Origin of the sequence: Rhizobium esperanzae, assembly GCF_002204185.1 — a bacterium.
Taxonomy (GTDB): domain Bacteria; phylum Pseudomonadota; class Alphaproteobacteria; order Rhizobiales; family Rhizobiaceae; genus Rhizobium; species Rhizobium esperanzae.
The window spans coordinates 354,220-371,431 of sequence record NZ_MXPU01000004.1 but is presented as its reverse complement, the minus strand read 5'-3'; the positions used below and the strand labels follow the sequence as shown (position 1 = coordinate 371,431).

Sequence of the window (17,212 nt, the reverse complement as noted above, 5' to 3'; positions counted from 1 at the left end):
AATGGCAGGGAAAGGGTTCGGTCGAAATATCGTTACCGTCCCGTGTTCAGCGCTTTAGCCGCAAGCGGACGCTGGCAAGAACTGCTAGTTCGGCAATTTTTGCGATGCTGCGAAGGCGCGGCCGATGCGGCATGGCGGGACAGAATGCATTGATCGCTTTGTCATCGGGACAAATTCAGTGCTCGGTTTGTTGCTCGGCGACGACGCTCGCGACCACCTCGTCGCTGCCGTTCGGGTAGATGGGAAGATCGAGCGTCACTGCCTCTTTCAACCCATCGCGCTCGATCGTGAAGAATTTCCGGATACGTCCTTCACCGTTCTGCTCTCCGGACGGCCTTGCCGCTGTTGTTGAAACAAGGCTGCGCTCGAAGCCTGCGGCGTCGGTCCCCGCGAAGGCCATCGTGCAGCTCTCGACAGCCTTCTCTCCGACCATAGCCCGTCCAACGACCAGGGCTTCCAATGGCGCCGTGCTGCCCGCCCCGGTGATCCAGCCGTCGAATGCCACGGGTTCCGAAAGAGGAAGAATGCTCAACACCATGTCGGAAGCAAGCGACGGCCACTTGTTTCGGTGGGCGAGTGCGGCCGCGCGATCGTACTGCGGCCCGCGGTCCAGGCAGCGATCGGCGAAGTGGTCGAACGACGGCAGACCATCGTCCGCAAGGGCGGTGGTGAGAGGCACGAAAGCAATTGCTGCCGAAGCGAGTATAGTCTGCAGTCTTAGCATCGCTCTGATCCTCATCGCGCGTTCAACCAGTTCGCTATCTCGATCGCGGCGATAGCGACAAGCACGAGGCCAGCCAAGACTGGCGATCGCGCGCGAGACGGAGGCAAGCAATTGCGAATGCCTTCTCATCAGATAGGAGATGCGGTCCCGGAAGACCACCGCGAGCACGGCGACCGCCGATGGCTTCTCTAATTGCTCTGGTTCGAAAAGCCCTTCCTCCTTGTCGGCGACATTACTCCATCTCGAGCCGTTGCTCGGCAATCTGAAGAGGATGTGGAAGCACAAGCAAATCGACCGGGGCTAACAGCGAGCTATCCGAGGAGGGTGCTCCACGCCATGGCGATGCCGAAGGTGAGAATGGCGCCCGCAAAAACACTATTGAGCGCAGATTGACAGGGCCTAAGGCGGTGCACAAGCTTGCAGCCGAGGACGGCGCCGAACGCGCCTCCCGCGATGAAGACCGCGGCGAGCGGCCAGTCGACGAGACCTGAGATGGAATAGGTGGCAGCCGTAGTCGAACCGAACGCCACGATCGCGACCAAAGAGGTCGACACCGCATTGATCGTCGGCATTCCGGTGGAAAACACCAGGCCGGGGACGATCAGGAAGCCACCGCCTATTCCGAAAAAGCCGGAGACGACGCCGCTCCCGCCACCGATCGCAAGAACCTTGGTGGTGTTCCGACGTTCGAAGATACAGGTATCTTCGCTGGCGACGCTTATTCGACGCAGCATCAAGATGGCGATGGCGATCATCAGCCCCGAGAAATACAAAAGCAGATGCTTCCCATCGAGCATCTTTCCGATCGACGCGCCGAGCAGCGCCCCGACGGTGCCAGTCGCGCAGTAAAGTCCCGCATACCGCCATATCACCGTTCCTCGGCGCGCGTGCATGACTAGGCTGATCAACGCATTCGAAGCAACGGCAACGGCGCTGGTGGCAATGGCGGTATGGGCGTCGGTCAGTCCTACGGCGTGAACAAGAAGCGGGACGGCAAGGATGGAGCCGCCACCGCCCAGAAGGGCGAGGGTGAAGCCAACCAAGGCGCCGCTGAGGGTCCCCATGCCATATTGGAAAAGATCTAGCGCCATTTTTCAGGATCCTGCGTGAGCACAGAATGTTCAGTCAGCGGACGAGGTGCCGTAATCGGGTTGCTCAGGACCAGACGGAACCTTGAAAGGCACCCATCGGGAACTTGAGATAGCGAAGGCCGTTCCCTTCGGGTTCCGGTAGCCGGCCGCCGTTGATGTTGACCTGCAGCGCGTGAAGTATGAGCTTCGGCATCGGCAGCGTGCGATCACGCGCCTCCCGAAGGGTGACGAACGCGTCGGCGCAAGCACATCGCGCAACGTGGATGTTTTCCGCCCTCTGACGTTCCACTGTGCTTTCCCAGAGCGGCTGCCGGCCGCCGGGCTGATAATCGTGTCCCACAAAGAGGCGCGTATCGCCTGGTAACGACAGGATGTTCTGAATGCTCAACCAGAGTGACCTGGCGCTACCGCCTGGAAAATCCGCACGGGCAGTGCCACTGTCAGGCATGAAGACAGTGTCATGAACGAACACGGCGTCGCCCGCCGTGTAGGTGATCGAGGCAAGGGTATGGCCAGGCGAATACATGACGCCGACCTCGATGTTCCCAATAGAGAAGGTCTCTCCATCGAAGAAGAGCCGATCCCACTGGCTGCGGTCGACGGGAAGATCAGGCCAGTTGTAGATCTTCGACCAGATTTTCTGAACATCCGTGACGCGGCTCCCGATCGCCGTTGGCGCGCCGGTCCGCTCCTTCAGATAGGCGGCGGCCGAAAGGTGATCGGCATGCGGATGAGTGTCGAGGATCCAGTGCAGGCGCAGGTCCTGGTCCCGAATGTGGTCCAACAGCATTTCGGCGTTGTGGGTCGTTGTCGATCCTGACTTCTCGTCGAAATCGAGAACCGGGTCGATGATCGCACAGGCCCTGGTTTGCGGATCGCTGACCACGTATTGAATCGAAAAGGTACGCGCGTCGAAGAAGGCGGCGACATCAGGTCTACGCACAGATCGCCTCCTGTCGACCGGACGCGACCGGTGAGAAGATCGCGCGCGCCGGATCGAAGGTGTAGAGCGCGACATACGACGATGCGTCCCGCGCGAGTTGCGCGACCGAATCCAGGATGAAGGCAACTGTTTCGTCCGATGCCAGGACGCTCAAGTTGAGCCGCGTGAATCCGGGTTTCTCGATTTCGTTGCCAGCCAAGATCGCCTGCCGCATGCGCTCCGACGTCCGGGTGTCTATCGAAAGCAGCCGATGCACGTAGGGTCCAGCGCAGGCGCAGCCGCCACGGGCCTGAATGCCAAACCGATCGCTGAGCATGCGGGTGACCAATTGCTGGTGGATGTAGCCACCCTTTCCATCGCGCACGCGAAACGAAAAGATCGGCAAGCGTGCGATCGAGGTGGAGCCAAGCAGTTCGATCTCCGAAACGTCCTTCCAGGCGGTGAAGGCGCGCCGCGTGTACTCGTCGTTCAGCCGCTTGATTGCATCAAGTCCGATCGCGTCCTTGACCAGAAAGGCAAGCGCCGCACGGATGTCGCCGATGACGTTGGGTGTTCCCGCTTCCTCCCGAGACTCCAGGCTGTCGCTGTAATCGTGCCCCGTGGGTGACACGAATTTCACCGTGCCGCCCCCGGGCCAGGATGGCTTGCTCGTCACTACCGCGTCCTGCCGCACGACCAATATGCCGGAGGCCCCTGGGCCGCCCAGGAACTTGTGAGGAGACACGACGATTGCGTCGATTTCGGCGCCAAGCTCGGGCGTCATCGCAATCGGCACGTATGGTCCGGCCCCCGCATAGTCCCAGACGACTTTGGCGCCTGCGGCCTTTGCAATCTTTGTGAAAGCCACGACGTCGGTCAGGATGCCGGTGACGTTCGATGCGGCAGAGAACGAGCAAATGGTCAAATCTGCGGGCGCGTTCTCAAGTGCCTTCTGCAACATGACCGGATCGGGACCACCGTCGTTGCCCTCGGCAATTTCGATGACCTCCGCTCCGCTCTCGCGCCAAGGCAGGATGTTGGAGTGGTGTTCATATGGGCCGAGGACGACGCGCACGCTTTTGCCGGCCGCGATCGCATCGGCGACGCCCAGCAGCTTCACCAGGCGATTGAGGCCCGCCGTCGCGCCGGATCCGGCAAAGATAACGGCATGCTGTCGATCGGCTCCGCAGAGCTCTCCAATGATCGAGCGGGCTTCCCGTCGAAGGCGGGTCATCATCCCTCCGCAGTAGGACGCCTCGGTATGGCTGTTCGCGTAGTAGGGAAGGACCTCTTCGAGGATGAATTCTTCGATCTGTCTGAGCGCGCGTCCCGAAGCCACATAGTCGGCATAGACGAGGTCCTTGGGGCCGAACGGGCCGTCGACCTTCGCCTTTGAGCCTATCAGCCCCGCCCTGAACCTGCCGGTGGGGTCATCTCGGTTGAGATCACTCTTGAACTTGCCGAGAACAGTGGAGGGCTCTTTTGATGGATAGCGCGCAGCCAGTTCGTGCATCGTCATTCTCCGCGAAGGATTTGACAACGATTCTAATCTGCATCACCGTCGAAAACTTCACCGATTTTTTGGACGAATACGACAAGATTGGGTCATATGATCGATAACAGTTTAAAAATCGACGAAATTGATCTGAGAATTCTGACGTGCATGCAGCAGGATTCTTCGCTTTCTCAACGTGACTTGGCCGAGCAAGTCGGACTGTCGCAGAATGCTTGCTGGCGCCGGCTTCAGCGCCTTTATGCGACAGGTGTCATCAAAGGATCGCGCGCCTCCATCGATTTCGAAGCGCTCGGTTATGATCTCACGGTGATCGTCATGATCCGAACTCGCCATCATTCAAAGGAATGGTCGGAAGATTTTCGCAAGCACGTCGAACGGATGCCGGAAGTCGTCGATTTCTACCGAATAGGCGGCGACTGGGACTACCTGATCAAGGTCATCACCAAAGGAATGTCGGGCTATGACGCTTTCTACCAGAAGCTGATAACGAACTTCAATCTTGCGACAGTGACCGGCTATTTTTCGATGGAAGCAATCATCAGCAATCGCGCTGTGGACCTGATGCGCATGCGGTGACGCCTACGCCGAATCCAACAGAATGCTTCAAGCTAACCCGGAAATGTCTAGTCCTTTACTGGTTCGCCGAGCGTATGCATCAGGCGGTTCGCCCAGCCGAATATGGCGGACGATAACACGAGGTCCAGGGCTTCAAGCTCGGAAAGACCGACGTCCGTCAGCGCCTGCGCGTCAGCTTGCGTTGCTTCCGGCGGTGTCGTCGACAGATGGACTGAGAAATCGAAGATGGTTTGAAGGCGCTCATCGAGTTCGGCGTCGAGCCCATCGGCGAAAATGGCGTCGATCACATCAGTCCGCTTGGTATGGCTGATGAACCGGGAGGCATGGACGGCGGCGCAGTAGACGCAGCGATTGACGACGGAAGCAGCAGTGGCGCCCAGCTCGCGTTCTCCCGGTGAAAGCCCATCCTTACCGTACATAATCAGGTTGAACAGGGGTGAGCGGACGGCGAGGGATTCCGGGTCATGCGCAAGCGTCAGGACGTAGGGGGAGATGCCCTTGTTGGAGGGCGTGACCTGCATTGCCGCCCGCTGCTCGGCGGTCGCAGTTTCAAGATCGACCGGAATGACGTAAGGCTGCCAGCGCGGAACTTGGGTGGTGAAGGTATGGACGACTTCGCTCATTGTCTTCCTCCGATCAGCGCCAGCCCTGCAATGACGCGAGCCTGATAATTTACGAAGGCGGCAAGCTCCGACAGCCGGACGATGTCTGCGTCGGTCATTCCCGCACTGCGCAATCTTTCTATGTGGTCGCGGGTCGCTTCCCGAGGCGCGACCGTCAGTCGGTCCGCATGGCGGACGATCTCTGCGATGCGCCCATCGGTTGCGCTAGTACCTGGCTTGGCGAGCGGCGCTGTCGATGCCTCGGCGGCACGTTGCACCAGTTCATCGTAGTGCTTCGCCAGTTTTTCGCTGTGGTTGTGACGGGCCATACGGGCGGCAAGCGCCGCCCTGAGGCCATGCGACAGCCCACCGGGATCACGCGGAAGAAGGACTGCGTCGTGGGCGGCTTCGCTGAGGCGCAGGATCTCCGCCCGTTTTTCCATGGCCTCGGCAAGGGCTGAGCCGGGTGTCACGGCGGCAAGAGTTTCGATGAGCGTCAAGGCAGGCTCCTTTGCATCTCGCGGTTTAGATAGGGTGGAGGTCCATTATGTCAAAACCACATGGAGACTTGCAATCCATGCGAAATAATTATCTAGTATCTGCTCAAATCATAGGAAGCGAATGCTTCCAAAGCATGGATAGCGGTGGTTCATGTTGACTATGAATAAAAGCCCGTTCGACATCCGGCAGCTCGAAGCCTTCGCGGCGGTGATGTCGGCCGGCAGCGTCACCGGCGCAGCCCGGCTGCTCGGCCGTTCGCAGCCGGCCGTGACGCGGCAGATTCAGGACCTGGAAGCCGATCTGGGCTATGCGCTCCTCCACCGAAGCGGTCCGCGCATCCAGCCGACGTCGCGCGGACTGCGCTTCCATGCCGAGGTCGAACGTCATCTCGCCAGCCTGACCCACATCCGCGAACGGGCCGAGGCAATCGGTCTCGACGAGCCCGCGACCTTGACCATCGCGGCAACGCCGTCTCTTGCCGCAGGAATCCTGCCGCAGGCTTTGGCGGCCGTCTCGCCCGACCTGATCCCGCGTCATCTCCACGTCCAGGCGCTCGCCGCCGAAAATGTCGTGCAGGCGGTTCTCGCCCGGTCGGCCGATCTTGGCATATCGAGCCTGCCGCTCGAACATCCCGGTCTCGACATCCACTGGATCGCGGAAGCACCTTGCGTGATCGCCATCGGCGCCGACGATCCTCTCGCTGCGAACGACGTCGTTCGCCTGGCCGATCTCGCGGAGCGTCGCATCATCACGCTCGCGAACCCCTATCGGCTTCGTCGCCGCGTTGACGAGGCACTGGAACGAGCAGGGGTGGCGCCGGATCGCATGATCGACGTCAACGCCTCGCTGACTGCGCTCTCGTTGGTGCGCGCAGGACTTGGCATTGCCATCGTCGAGCCCGCGACTGTCTGCGGCGTGCCCCTCGATGGCATCGTTATGCGCGTGCTCGACCAGGCCATCCCGTTCCTGTTCGGTGCGATCTCGGCGGCGGCGTTGCCGCTAGCGCCAACCGTCGCCGCCGTAATCGATGCCGCGCGGCTCGAAGCGTTGAAGATGCCTGGCTGCCGCCTGCTGGAGGCGAATGGCATCGAAACCTTGGCGGACACCGTCTACGGGCAGGCTGCGATCTCCGAAGGAGCGCCGGCATGAGCGACCTTTCCACACATCCTCACAATCTCGACGCCCTCGAAGCGCGTCTTCGTCAGGACCTCTCCTGGCTGGAACTGCCCGCCAAGGCGTGGGTTCCCGCCCGCGAAATTGATGGCCAGCCTGTCATCGACGTCGTCATCATCGGCGGCGGCATGGCAGGCCTCGTCGCTTCCGGAATGCTGAAGCGTCTTGGCGTCGCCAACCATGTCATCCTCGACAAGGCACCTGCCGGGCAGGAAGGGCCGTGGGTCACTTTCGCCCGGATGCGCACCCTTCGATCTCCGAAACAGCTTACAGGCCCCGCCATGGGACTGCCGGCGCTCACCTTCCGGGCCTATTATGAAGCGCGCTTCGGCAGCGCAGCGTGGATGGCGCTCGACCGAGCGCCACGCGAGACGTGGATGGACTACCTGATCTGGTATCGGAAGGTGCTCGAGCTGCCGGTGCGCAACGGCGTCTCGGTCGATGCGATCCTGCCGCGCGACGATGGTATGCTCGACCTCGCCTGCAGCGAGAATGGCCGCACGGAGACGATTATCGCCCGCCACGTTGTTCTCGCAACCGGCCGCGACGGTCTCGGCGGCCCCTTCGTGCCCGACATCGCCGAAAATATCGATCGCAGGTTCTGGGCGCACACCGCCGATGCGATCGACTTCGCAGCGCTGCGCGGCAAGCGGGTAGGGGTGATCGGTGCGGGTGCGTCGGCGATGGACAATGCCGCGACCGCGCTCGAAGCAGGTGTCGCCCGCCTCGACATGTTCGTCCGCCGCAAGGAACTGCCGCGGATCAACAAGTTCACCGGCATCGGCAGCCAGGGCGTCGTCCATGGCTTCGCCGGACTGCCCGACGAATGGAAGTGGCGCTTCCTCGACTACGCCATGAGCCAGCAGACGCCGCCGCCGCGTCCGAGCGTGCTGCGCGTCAGTTCCTTCGAGCGGGCCCACCTTCATCTCCAAAGCCCGATCACCGGCCTGCAGCAGGACGGCGACCAGCTCGTCGTGACGACGTCGAAGGCCAGCTACCCCCTCGACTTCTTGATCTTCGGGACGGGCTTCAAGATCGATCTGACCAATCGGCCGGAACTGGCGGTCTTCGAACCCCACATCCGACTTTGGCGCGACCGCTTCCCGACGCCGGCCGGGATGGCGAATGCGGAGCTTGAAGGATCGCCTGATCTTGGCGAGGCTTTCGAATTCCTTGAGAGGGAACCGGGTTCCTGCCCGGTTCTTTCGAAGATTCATTGCTTCAACTTCCCGGCGACCCTCAGCCACGGCAAGCTCACAGGCGACATCCCTGCAATCAGCGAGGGCGCCGACCGCCTGGCGCGCGGCGTCGTCCGATCGCTCTTCGTCGAAGACCGCGAGAAGCACTTTGCAAACCTCCAGGCCTTCGACACGCCGGAACTTCTCGGCGACGAGTGGTTCGATGCCGAGACCGAAGCGCTTCCCGAACTGTCTTCCGAAAGGACCTGAGATCCGAAATGCTTGAGATCAAGAACCTGAAGCTGTCCTACGGTCGCACCCAGATCCTGAATGGCGTCGATCTCTCCGTGAAACGAGGTGACGTGGTTTCGATCATCGGTCCCAGCGGAACCGGCAAGACGACGCTGTTGAAGTGCATCAACCACCTGGCGAAGCCCGCATCCGGAACGATTGCCTTCGACGATATCAGGATGGACTTCGCGCGGCCGGACAAGACCGCCGTTCGGGCGATTCGTCTACGCACCGCGATGGTGTTCCAGCAGTTCAACGTCTTCAAGAGCATGACGGTCATCCAGAACGTCATGGATCCGCTGGTTGTCGTGCAGGGCAAGTCGAAGGACGAAGCCCGCGCCATTGCGCTGCAGGAGCTTGAGCGGGTGGGGCTTTCCGACAAGCTCGACAACTATCCGTCGCAGCTTTCGGGCGGGCAGCTCCAGAGAACGGGCATCGCCAGAGCGCTCGCGGTCAAACCGGATGTGATGCTCTTCGACGAGCCGACCTCGTCGCTCGATCCCGAACTCGTGAACGAGGTCCTCAAGGTGATCAAGGATGTCACGTCGTCGGGCATCACCTCGCTTCTCGTCACGCACGAGATGCAGTTCGCCAAGAACATCTCGAACCGCATCGTCTTCATGGACCGAGGTGTCGTCGCAGCCGACGGCAGTCCGTCCGAAATCTTCGATACGCCCTCCAACCCGCGCCTCGCTCAGTTTCTCAATTCCGAACGCGCGATCCAGTAAGAAAGGATGCCTGAAATGACTTCCATGAGTTCAATCTCGCGCCGTGGTCTCGGTCTCGCCGTAGCAGGCGTCGCGATCGCATTCGCAACCGCGTCCTTCGCCGAAGACGTTCGGACGATCAAGATCGCCACCGCGGCGGAATCGAAGCCGCTCTCCTGGGGCGCGATCGGCGTCGAACCGCAGGGCTACGAGCCCGATGTCCTGAAGGCGATCAACGCCAAGCTGCCGCAGTACAAGTTCGTGATGGAAGGTGCTGCCGACATCGCTCAGGAGACGGGCCTTGCGACCGGCAAGTACGATATCGCAACCGGCGGCTACTATCGTGCGCCAGCCCGCGAAAAACAGTTCCTCATCCCGGAAGCGCCGATCGGCGCCAGCCTGATCAAGATCTACAGCCGCAAGGACAGCGGCATCAAGGAGATGAAGGATCTGGTCGGCAAGAAGATCGTGCCGGTGACGGCGGGCGGCGGCATCTACAAGTTCGCTACGGCGTGGCAGGAAAAGAATCCCGACTACAAGATCGAAATCACCGCTTCGAGTGCCGGCATTCCCTATCCGGATCGCCTGAAGGAGGTCGAGAACGGCAAGTATGACGCGCTCGTCCTGCCGTCGAATCTCGGCGAGCAGACCGTGATCGACCAGCAGAAGCTGAACGTCCAGGCAAGCGAGCCGGTCGCGATCAACAACACCTTCGTGCTCATCCATCGCTCGGAAGAGAACAAGGCGCTCGCCGACGGGATCGACAAGGCTTTGAAGGAGCTCAAGGCCGACGGCACGCTTGCCAAGCTCTCGCAGAAATGGTTCGGCGAGGACATCACCACCTACATGAAGTAACGGCTTCGAAGCCGGCGACCAGGCCCCTGACTGACAGAAGGAGTGTTCCCAAGTGGACCTATCCATCATGATCCCCGAGCTGCTCTCGGCGCTGCCGCTGACGCTTGCGATCACGTTCACGGCCATGGTCGCCGGCTTCGTGCTGGCTTTGATGACGACGACGTTCCGCGTGCGCAGGATTGCGGTGGTCAGCCAGCTGGCCGACCTCTACGTGTCCTACGCGCGAAGCGTTCCGGTGGTTCTGCAGCTGTTCGTGGCTTTTTATGGTCTTCCGGTGCTTGTCGGCGTTTTCGGCATCGACGACTTCGTCTCGCCGACGATCGCCGCCATGCTGGGCCTCAGCCTCTATCACGGCGGCTATCTGTCGGAAGTCATGCGTCCGGCCTTTCTTGCCGTCGAGCGCGGACAGCATGACGCGGCCGACAGCCTCGGTTATACGTTCCGGCAGAAGCTGGTGCGCGTCGTCGCGCCGCAGGCGGTGCATATCGCGCTGCCGGGCTACGGAAACTCGATCATCTACCTCATCCATAATGTGGCTCTGGTCATGTACATCGGCGCCGCCGACGTGATGGCGACCGCCCACCTCGTCATGGAGCGCGACTACAACCAGTATCAGTTCGAAACCTACCTCGTATTGGCGGTGCTCTATTCGGTCCTCTGTCTGGCCGCCTGGCTGATCGTCCGTTTCTTCGAGCTTCGTTCCGCGAAGTTCGCTCCGAGTGCTGCGCCCGCCCGGCCCGCGCTGATGGCAAGCGTCTGATCGAAGGAAGGAGCACACTATGTTCGATGTCGAAGTTCTTCTTCCCGACCTCCGGGACATCCTGGGCGCAGTGCCCCTGACGCTTGCCATGGCGCTCGCAATCTTCGTGCTTTCGACGATCATCGGCAGCCTCTTCGCCATGGTCGAGTACCGTCGGGTCCCCGTCCTTCGCCAGCTCGTCGTCGCCTACAAGGTGGCGTTCAAGGGGGTCCCGATGGTGGTGGTGATCTTCCTTGCCTATTATGGACTTCCATCGACGCTGCAGTTCCTGACCTCGCTCGTCGGCGTGGAGTACAATGGTCACTCGACGCCGAACTGGGTAACGCTCATCGTCGCCCTGACGGCATGTGTCGCGGCCTTCCAGGCGGAGGTGGTCAAGGGCGCGCTGAACTCGTTCGATACGGGGCAGGCGGACGCCGCCTATTCGCTCGGCTACAAGAAGAGCCAGCTCTTCCGCCGGGTCATGCTGCCGCAGGTGATTGTGGCAGCGATCCCGGATCTTGCCAACTCCTTCATGGTGATCATGAAGGCGCTGTCGCTAGGCTTCGCTATCGAAGTAGTCGACATCTTCGCACAGTCGCAGCTGACCGCGGCGCTGAACTTCTACTATCTCGAAGCCTTCCTGGTCGCCGTGGTGATCTACATGGTGATCGCCTATGCCGTGACCCAGATCGCCGACAGAACGGAGCGAGCTCTGAGAGTACGGACCTGATGGGGCATGCGCCGCTGCAGCGGACGATGTACTTCCCACCCGCGGTAGGCAGTGCACCTCAGGATTCCTCAGGCGGCTTGAGGTGACGGAACTGCAGCAACAGCAGGAGGTCGTATATGATCTTTAGGCCGGCACAGATGACAAGCGGCCAAGCCCGATAAGAGGCGGCGAAAAGAGCACCGGCCAGCGCAGGGCTGGCCGCCGATGCGAGGCTGCGCGGCACCGATGTGAAGCTAGCGGCAGCGGCTCGCTCCGCCTCGGTGACAACCGCCATCACGTAGGAAGAACGGGTTGGCACGTCCATCTGCGAAAGCGCCGCCCGAACCAGCAGCAAGGCAAGCACCAACGGCAAGGTGGGTGCGAATGCGGCAAGGCCGAGAGCTATGCTTGATGGAATGTGGGTGAACACCATGGTGTTCACGAGTCCGATTTGCTTCGATAGCCGGGCGGCGACAGGAAACGAAAACGCCGACAGCACGCCCGTCCAAAAGAAAAACACTCCAGCTTCGGACAGCGAAAGATCGAATCGTTCGAACAGCCACAGCGCGAGCAAGGATTGGACAACAAAACCTCCAGCGAAGGCATCGAGACTGAAGAGGGCTGCGAGCTTCAGGACGATGGCGCGCGAAGGTCCGAGCGCCGCCGGCTTGTGGTCTTCGTGCGTCACCGGACGAGGCGGTATGCGGGCATAAAGAAGGCCGCCCAGAATGCCAACGAGCGCGTAGAGAACGAACATCAGTCTGATCGAACTCAGTTGCGTCATCCCGAGCCGCGTCATGACGTCAGGCAGCGCCGCAGCAAGCGCGCCGCCGGCGCTTGCGAGCGCCCCGACCAGGCTGTAGCGCGCGAACATTCTCGTTCGATCGGCGTTGGTCACCTCCCGGGCAAGGACCGCATGTTCAAGCGGCACGAAGATGCTCACGCTGCCTGCCGACGGATTGATCGTGCCGACAAAGGCGACGGCGAGCAGCAGCGCATAGTCGCTGATCATGGGCATGGTGACACCGGTGGCGACCATCAGGCCGGCGGCTGCCAAAAGCAGGCGGCGGAGATCATGATGCCCGCCGAGAAATCCGATGATGATCGTCAAAAGTGCGGATCCGAAGAGGGATGCCGTCGCAATGACGCCGACCTGCAGGGGCGAAAATCCAAGAGCAAGGAGATAGACCGGCAACAGGATGGCCACGAAGCCGTCGCCGAAGTCTCGCAAGGAGCGCGCCGCAAAAAGCCATGTCGCCGGCTGAACGCTTCGCTCCTGTCCCATTGTCCTCGATCTCATCCTGCTTCGAGCCCTTGCCTCTAAAGTGCCGTAGGTCCCTCGGAGGCAGAAAGGACGTTCCAACACTCTGAAAAACTAAGCATCGTGCTTCCGAAAATCGATTCCGATTTTCAGGCGATACGCTATCCATCCGCCTTTCTAGCGCATGCCGGGGGCGGCTCAGTGCCGTTATTTCCGGTAGAATTTCTGCGACGCTGCGAGCGCGCGGCCGATGTCGAAGGAAGGAAGTTGCAGCGGCGTTCGGGGGTCACGGAAAACCAGACCGACGAGGTTGTCTACGATGAGGACGAAGCCGAGCGCCAGACCGAGATAAAGCAGGGCGGCAATGAGCAGGAGCGATATTTCCATGGCTCACACGGCCACGTTGGAAGCGCGGGTTGCAAGAGGCGTGATCAAGAGCATTTTGATGCGTTCGTTCATGGCTGCTTGCCTCGTGTTGCCATAAACAGATTTTGTATGGTCTTGTTCCCGCGTTGCGGGCGAAGGCTCAATTTTTTGGGAAGCGTCATAGTTTGCAGCGTCATCCGACCCTTGTCAGCCCCCGCGCGGAAAACCCGCTTGCAAGCTTCCATATAACACAACTAATTCAAACATATGACAAAGAGAGGCCGAAGGGCGCCACGGTGACGCCCTTTCAACGATGTCATCGGTTTTCAATATTCAGGTCGCAGTCTTGCGGCTTGCAGTCCGCTTGGGCGCCGGCGTGACGCCGCCATTCGTCTTAGCGCCTGGGGCGGCCTTCGTGGTCGTTGCGGCGCGCTTGGCCCTGGGTTTGGCCTCTTTGCCGTTGGAAGAGGCAGCAGAGCCGTCGAGCGCGTCGCGCTCGTGGCGTGCCTGTTCCCAATGGACGGAATCTCGCCCCGTCGGATAGCCCTCTTCTTCCCAGAGGGCGTATGCACGTTTTTTGATCCACTCTTCCCGAGTTTCTGCCATCGCTGATCTCCAGTCACATAATGCCGTCGTTCGAACGCGATACTGCCGGGATGGTTCCAGAGGAGGAGCGCCGTTTCAAGCGAAATCGAACTGCAACCGTAAATATTTCGCGTTGCAGCATATCAAGGTTGAGAATCGGCATTCACCGAGACTGAAATTCCGCCGCGCTGTGCAGATCTGACACGAATGCCTGGCGCTGCCTGTCCTGCTCGGCCTCATCGCGGATTCTCAGGAGATAGGAGGGGTGGATGGTCACCAGAACCGGCGGATGATTTGCAGGCTGCAGGATGTGACCGCGCTCGGGCGTCAGTTTTGCCTTCGGCCCCAGCAGCGCATAGAGAGCGCTTGCGCCCATCGCCACCACGAGTTTCGGTTGCAGTATGTTGAGCTCCGCGCCGAGCCACCAGGCACAACGCCTTATCTCGCCGGCATTGGGTTTCGCATGCAGGCGTCGTTTGCCGCGCGGAGTAAACTTGAAGTGCTTGACGGCATTGGTGACGTAGCAGCGTTGACGGTCCAGGCCGGCCTCATCGAGACAGAGGTCGAGCAGATGGCCTGCCGGGCCGACAAAGGGCCTGCCGGTGATATCCTCCCGGTCACCCGGCTGCTCACCGACAAGGACGATCTCGGCCCTTCCCGGACCTTCACCGAAGACGATTTGCGTCGCATTCCGATAGAGGTCACAGCGGGTGCAGTCCTCGGCCTGATGCCGGAGTTCGGCAATGCTGTCTGCATCCGCGACTTCGAGCGCCAAGGCAGGACCGACGCTTGCGGCGATGTTCATGATGGCGATCCTCATCTTCTGAAAAGGAATCGATCTCAACCGGGATTGTTCCCGCGATCGAACGGACCACTCCCGGCAAAACAATCCCGAGGAGAAATTTCGCGCCATGGGGGAGCGGCTGCATAATTGAACGCGGCCGTTTCGTGGCTATATTGGCCAGCGATGTTCTATCTCCTGTCGACCTACTGGCCGCATATCCTCTTTGTCGTTTCGATCGCCATGGGAGCCGCGGCGGCGATCCATGCCGCCATGACCAAGGAGGAGGTGCGCGCGGCAATCGGCTGGGTTGGCGTCATCATCCTCTCGCCGATCGTCGGTGCGCTGCTTTATGCGATTGCCGGCATCAATCGCATCCGCCGCAAATCGCTGAGCATTCGCCGCGACGCCCTGCTGCTCGCTCCCGGGACCGACGAGCTGGAGACGTTCGACGCCGACGCCGAGACCGTGATCAGCCAGTTCGGCCGCCGCTTTGCGGCGCTGCAGACGCTTGGCGATCGCGTGACGCGCAACCCGCTGACGTCAGGCAATACGATCGACATGCTGGAGACCGGCGACGAGGCTTATGCCGCGATGAAATCAGCCATCGATGAAGCGAGGCGCAGCATCCTGCTCGAAACCTACATCTTCGACCGTGATGTCATCGGCCTGCGCATCGCCGATGCGCTGATTGCCGCGGTGAAGCGGGGTGTGACGGTCCGGGTGCTGATCGATGCCGTCGGCGCGCGTTATTCGGTGCCGAGCATTCTCGGCCATCTCAAGGAGGGCGGCGTCACCGTCGCCGTCTTCAACGGCAACGTCATCATGGGTTTGCGGCTGCCCTATGCCAATCTGCGCACCCACCGCAAGATCCTGATCGTCGACGGACGCATTGCGCTGACTGGCGGCATGAATATCAGGGCGGGTTTCAGCGAGGAGGCGACGGGCGAGACCTTTGCCCGTGATACGCATTTCAGCGTCACCGGCCCCGTCGTCGCCGACCTCTTCGATCTTGCCGCCGAAGACTGGCGGTTCACCACCGACGAACTGTTGAACGACGAGGCCTGGCGCATCGAGCCGCCGCAGCGCAGCCCCGGCGACCCCATCCTGATGCGCATCGTCGCCTCAGGGCCGGACCGCAGCGTCGAAACCAACCATAAGATGCTGATGGGTGCCTTTTCCGTTGCGCGTCAATCGATCCGCATCATGTCGCCCTATTTCCTGCCGGACCGCGAACTCATCAGCGCCCTGGTGACGGCGGCGCGACGCGGCGTCGAAGTCGATATCGTCGTGCCGGCTCTCAACAATCTCATGCTGGTCGACCGGGCGATGACGGCGCAATTCGATCAGATCCTCAAAAACTATTGCCGCATCTGGCGCTCGACCGGCAGCTTCAGCCATTCGAAGCTTTTGACGATCGACGGCACCTGGGCCTATGTCGGCTCTTCCAATCTCGATCCACGCTCGCTCAGGCTGAACTTCGAGGTCGATCTCGAAGTGCTGAATGAAGGCTTTGCCGCCGAGATCGATGAGCACATCGAGGAAACCCTGAAATCGGCAACGCTGGTGACGCTTGAGGGCTTGCGCGCCCGGCCCTTTCCTGTGCGGCTGCTCGAAAAGATGCTGTGGTTGGGTTCGCCCTATCTTTGATTTTTTGTGCCCGGACATGGCAAGTTCAGCCTGCCTGCCTATACTGGCGAGAGAGAGCCTTTCGATCAACGAAACAAGTGCGCCCTCCGATGCACGCTAAAAAAGAAAATCTTCCGGCCAGTATTCTCGCCTCGATCAGGAACAGGAAAAAGCGGCTTGATCCGGCCTATACAGAGACACGGCCGCGCAGCGCTGGAACGTTGATCGCCTCCTACAATGTGCACAAATGCGTCGGCACCGACCGCCGCTTCGATCCTGAACGGACCAGTCGGGTGATCCATGAAATCGGCGCCGATGTCATCGCACTGCAGGAGGCCGATACGCGTTTTGGCGAGCGCACCGGCATTCTCGATCTCGGCCGACTCGAGCGAGAGACGGGGCTAATCCCGGTGCCGGTCGCCGGCATGGCCAAGGCGCATGGCTGGCACGGCAATGTCGTGCTCTTCAAGAAGGGGCTGGTGCATGACGTGCACCAGGTCAAGCTGCCGGGGCTGGAGCCGCGCGGCGCGCTCGTCGCCGAAATCGAGCTGGAAGAGGGCGGTGTGCTGCGCGTCATCGCCGCGCATTTTGGCCTGCTGCGCCATAACAGAGCCCAGCAGGCCCGCACACTGGTCGAACTCATCAACAACAGGCACGAGATGCCGACCATCCTGCTCGGCGACCTCAACGAATGGCGGCTGGGCGACCGCTCCTCGCTCAATACCTTCCAATCCGCCTTCGGAGAGCTGCCGCCTGCAGTCCCCAGCTTTCCCGCCGGCTTGCCGCTGCTCGCCCTCGACCGCATCATCGCCAACCGCAAGGGGATTATCTCCGAGGTGGAAGCGCATGACACGCCGCTCGCCCGCACCGCTTCGGATCATTTGCCGATCAAGGCGCTTGTCAACTTGAAACAGGCTGGGAAATAGGGACGCGCCGCGCATGTCGCTGGCATTGCGGCAGGGCAAGCGAGCGACGTGGGCGCATCGTCATGCAGTCCTCCGGC

At 61.0% G+C, this 17,212-nt stretch carries 19 protein-coding genes; 9 read left to right on the top strand and 10 right to left on the bottom strand.

What is annotated here, in order from left to right; all coding sequences use genetic code 11:
• Positions 1-175 precede the first annotated feature (175 nt).
• The 4 genes from B5E41_RS08245 to B5E41_RS08230 all read right to left on the bottom strand — a co-directional run bounded on the left by B5E41_RS08245 (position 176) and on the right by B5E41_RS08230 (position 4,250).
• A complete protein-coding gene (locus tag B5E41_RS08245) occupies positions 176-1,009 on the bottom strand; it encodes a hypothetical protein (RefSeq protein WP_245303064.1) in 834 nt (277 codons plus the stop codon).
• Positions 1,010-1,035: 26 nt separating this feature from the next.
• Entirely contained in the window at positions 1,036-1,815 is a 780-nt protein-coding gene (locus B5E41_RS08240; RefSeq protein WP_088392591.1) for a sulfite exporter TauE/SafE family protein, read from the bottom strand.
• 64 nt (positions 1,816-1,879) lie between these two features.
• A complete protein-coding gene (locus B5E41_RS08235; protein ID WP_088392589.1) occupies positions 1,880-2,758 on the bottom strand; it encodes an MBL fold metallo-hydrolase in 879 nt (292 codons plus the stop codon).
• Positions 2,751-4,250: an aminotransferase class V-fold PLP-dependent enzyme gene (locus B5E41_RS08230; protein WP_088392587.1), complete on the bottom strand. Its 1,500-nt coding sequence runs from the start codon at positions 4,248-4,250 to the stop codon at positions 2,751-2,753. Before B5E41_RS08230 ends, B5E41_RS08235 begins: the two co-directional genes overlap by 8 nt.
• Positions 4,251-4,346: 96 nt before the next feature.
• Here B5E41_RS08230 and B5E41_RS08225 point away from each other — a divergent pair, with 96 nt between their 5' ends.
• Entirely contained in the window at positions 4,347-4,829 is a 483-nt protein-coding gene (locus B5E41_RS08225) for an Lrp/AsnC family transcriptional regulator (RefSeq protein ID WP_088392694.1), read from the top strand.
• Between the two features lie 47 nt (positions 4,830-4,876).
• Here B5E41_RS08225 and B5E41_RS08220 read toward each other — a convergent pair whose 3' ends face one another.
• Both B5E41_RS08220 and B5E41_RS08215 read right to left on the bottom strand, forming a co-directional pair.
• Entirely contained in the window at positions 4,877-5,452 is a 576-nt protein-coding gene (locus tag B5E41_RS08220) for a peroxidase-related enzyme (RefSeq protein ID WP_088392585.1), read from the bottom strand.
• Positions 5,449-5,931: a CMD domain-containing protein gene (locus tag B5E41_RS08215; protein WP_088392583.1), complete on the bottom strand. Its 483-nt coding sequence runs from the start codon at positions 5,929-5,931 to the stop codon at positions 5,449-5,451. The genes B5E41_RS08220 and B5E41_RS08215 overlap by 4 nt, the downstream gene beginning before the upstream one ends.
• A gap of 160 nt (positions 5,932-6,091) precedes the next feature.
• On the opposite strand from B5E41_RS08215, the gene B5E41_RS08210 reads away from it, so the two are divergent.
• Genes B5E41_RS08210 through B5E41_RS08185 form a run of 6 tightly spaced genes read left to right on the top strand, consistent with a single transcriptional unit; the run spans position 6,092 to position 11,608 of the window.
• Positions 6,092-7,081: a LysR family transcriptional regulator gene (locus tag B5E41_RS08210; RefSeq protein ID WP_088392581.1), complete on the top strand. Its 990-nt coding sequence runs from the start codon at positions 6,092-6,094 to the stop codon at positions 7,079-7,081.
• Positions 7,078-8,553, top strand: coding sequence for an NAD(P)-binding domain-containing protein (locus B5E41_RS08205; RefSeq protein WP_088392579.1), 1,476 nt, complete (start codon positions 7,078-7,080; stop codon positions 8,551-8,553). The genes B5E41_RS08210 and B5E41_RS08205 overlap by 4 nt, the downstream gene beginning before the upstream one ends.
• 8 nt (positions 8,554-8,561) lie before the next feature.
• A complete protein-coding gene (locus tag B5E41_RS08200) occupies positions 8,562-9,302 on the top strand; it encodes an amino acid ABC transporter ATP-binding protein (RefSeq protein ID WP_088392577.1) in 741 nt (246 codons plus the stop codon).
• Between the two features lie 15 nt (positions 9,303-9,317).
• Positions 9,318-10,136, top strand: a complete 819-nt coding sequence (locus tag B5E41_RS08195) for an amino acid ABC transporter substrate-binding protein (RefSeq protein ID WP_064808395.1) — start codon at positions 9,318-9,320, stop codon at positions 10,134-10,136.
• Between the two features lie 52 nt (positions 10,137-10,188).
• Positions 10,189-10,896, top strand: a complete 708-nt coding sequence (locus B5E41_RS08190) for an amino acid ABC transporter permease (protein WP_088392575.1) — start codon at positions 10,189-10,191, stop codon at positions 10,894-10,896.
• 19 nt (positions 10,897-10,915) lie between these two features.
• The gene (locus tag B5E41_RS08185) at positions 10,916-11,608 is read left to right on the top strand and encodes an amino acid ABC transporter permease (protein ID WP_088392573.1); all 693 of its coding nucleotides are present in this window, start codon (positions 10,916-10,918) and stop codon (positions 11,606-11,608) included.
• 58 nt (positions 11,609-11,666) lie between these two features.
• Here B5E41_RS08185 and B5E41_RS08180 read toward each other — a convergent pair whose 3' ends face one another.
• From B5E41_RS08180 to B5E41_RS08165, 4 genes are all read right to left on the bottom strand, one after another.
• Positions 11,667-12,872: an MFS transporter gene (locus B5E41_RS08180; protein ID WP_088392571.1), complete on the bottom strand. Its 1,206-nt coding sequence runs from the start codon at positions 12,870-12,872 to the stop codon at positions 11,667-11,669.
• Positions 12,873-13,055: 183 nt separating this feature from the next.
• Positions 13,056-13,235, bottom strand: a complete 180-nt coding sequence (locus tag B5E41_RS08175) for a hypothetical protein (RefSeq protein WP_020923103.1) — start codon at positions 13,233-13,235, stop codon at positions 13,056-13,058.
• Between the two features lie 312 nt (positions 13,236-13,547).
• Positions 13,548-13,820, bottom strand: coding sequence for a DUF2934 domain-containing protein (locus B5E41_RS08170; protein ID WP_088392569.1), 273 nt, complete (start codon positions 13,818-13,820; stop codon positions 13,548-13,550).
• A gap of 142 nt (positions 13,821-13,962) precedes the next feature.
• Entirely contained in the window at positions 13,963-14,604 is a 642-nt protein-coding gene (locus tag B5E41_RS08165) for a UdgX family uracil-DNA binding protein (protein WP_088392690.1), read from the bottom strand.
• A gap of 162 nt (positions 14,605-14,766) precedes the next feature.
• On the opposite strand from B5E41_RS08165, the gene B5E41_RS08160 reads away from it, so the two are divergent.
• Both B5E41_RS08160 and B5E41_RS08155 read left to right on the top strand, forming a co-directional pair.
• A complete protein-coding gene (locus tag B5E41_RS08160; RefSeq protein ID WP_088392692.1) occupies positions 14,767-16,230 on the top strand; it encodes a phospholipase D-like domain-containing protein in 1,464 nt (487 codons plus the stop codon).
• An 89-nt stretch (positions 16,231-16,319) separates the two neighbouring features.
• The gene (locus B5E41_RS08155; RefSeq protein ID WP_088392567.1) at positions 16,320-17,135 is read left to right on the top strand and encodes an endonuclease/exonuclease/phosphatase family protein; all 816 of its coding nucleotides are present in this window, start codon (positions 16,320-16,322) and stop codon (positions 17,133-17,135) included.
• Positions 17,136-17,212 lie beyond the last annotated feature (77 nt).

What these genes read in the sequence shown, in the direction of transcription:
- B5E41_RS08240 (WP_088392591.1), bottom strand. Translation starts at nt 1,815, where the DNA reads ATGGCGCTAGATCTTTTCCAATATGGCATGGGGACCCTCAGCGGCGCC.
- B5E41_RS08230 (WP_088392587.1), bottom strand. Translation starts at nt 4,250, where the DNA reads ATGCACGAACTGGCTGCGCGCTATCCATCAAAAGAGCCCTCCACTGTT.
- B5E41_RS08225 (WP_088392694.1), top strand. Translation starts at nt 4,347, where the DNA reads ATGATCGATAACAGTTTAAAAATCGACGAAATTGATCTGAGAATTCTG.
- B5E41_RS08220 (WP_088392585.1), bottom strand. Translation starts at nt 5,452, where the DNA reads ATGAGCGAAGTCGTCCATACCTTCACCACCCAAGTTCCGCGCTGGCAG.
- B5E41_RS08210 (WP_088392581.1), top strand. Translation starts at nt 6,092, where the DNA reads ATGAATAAAAGCCCGTTCGACATCCGGCAGCTCGAAGCCTTCGCGGCG.
- B5E41_RS08205 (WP_088392579.1), top strand. Translation starts at nt 7,078, where the DNA reads ATGAGCGACCTTTCCACACATCCTCACAATCTCGACGCCCTCGAAGCG.
- B5E41_RS08200 (WP_088392577.1), top strand. Translation starts at nt 8,562, where the DNA reads ATGCTTGAGATCAAGAACCTGAAGCTGTCCTACGGTCGCACCCAGATC.
- B5E41_RS08195 (WP_064808395.1), top strand. Translation starts at nt 9,318, where the DNA reads ATGACTTCCATGAGTTCAATCTCGCGCCGTGGTCTCGGTCTCGCCGTA.
- B5E41_RS08185 (WP_088392573.1), top strand. Translation starts at nt 10,916, where the DNA reads ATGTTCGATGTCGAAGTTCTTCTTCCCGACCTCCGGGACATCCTGGGC.
- B5E41_RS08180 (WP_088392571.1), bottom strand. Translation starts at nt 12,872, where the DNA reads ATGGGACAGGAGCGAAGCGTTCAGCCGGCGACATGGCTTTTTGCGGCG.
- B5E41_RS08175 (WP_020923103.1), bottom strand. Translation starts at nt 13,235, where the DNA reads ATGGAAATATCGCTCCTGCTCATTGCCGCCCTGCTTTATCTCGGTCTG.
- B5E41_RS08170 (WP_088392569.1), bottom strand. Translation starts at nt 13,820, where the DNA reads ATGGCAGAAACTCGGGAAGAGTGGATCAAAAAACGTGCATACGCCCTC.
- B5E41_RS08165 (WP_088392690.1), bottom strand. Translation starts at nt 14,604, where the DNA reads ATGAACATCGCCGCAAGCGTCGGTCCTGCCTTGGCGCTCGAAGTCGCG.
- B5E41_RS08160 (WP_088392692.1), top strand. Translation starts at nt 14,767, where the DNA reads ATGTTCTATCTCCTGTCGACCTACTGGCCGCATATCCTCTTTGTCGTT.
- B5E41_RS08155 (WP_088392567.1), top strand. Translation starts at nt 16,320, where the DNA reads ATGCACGCTAAAAAAGAAAATCTTCCGGCCAGTATTCTCGCCTCGATC.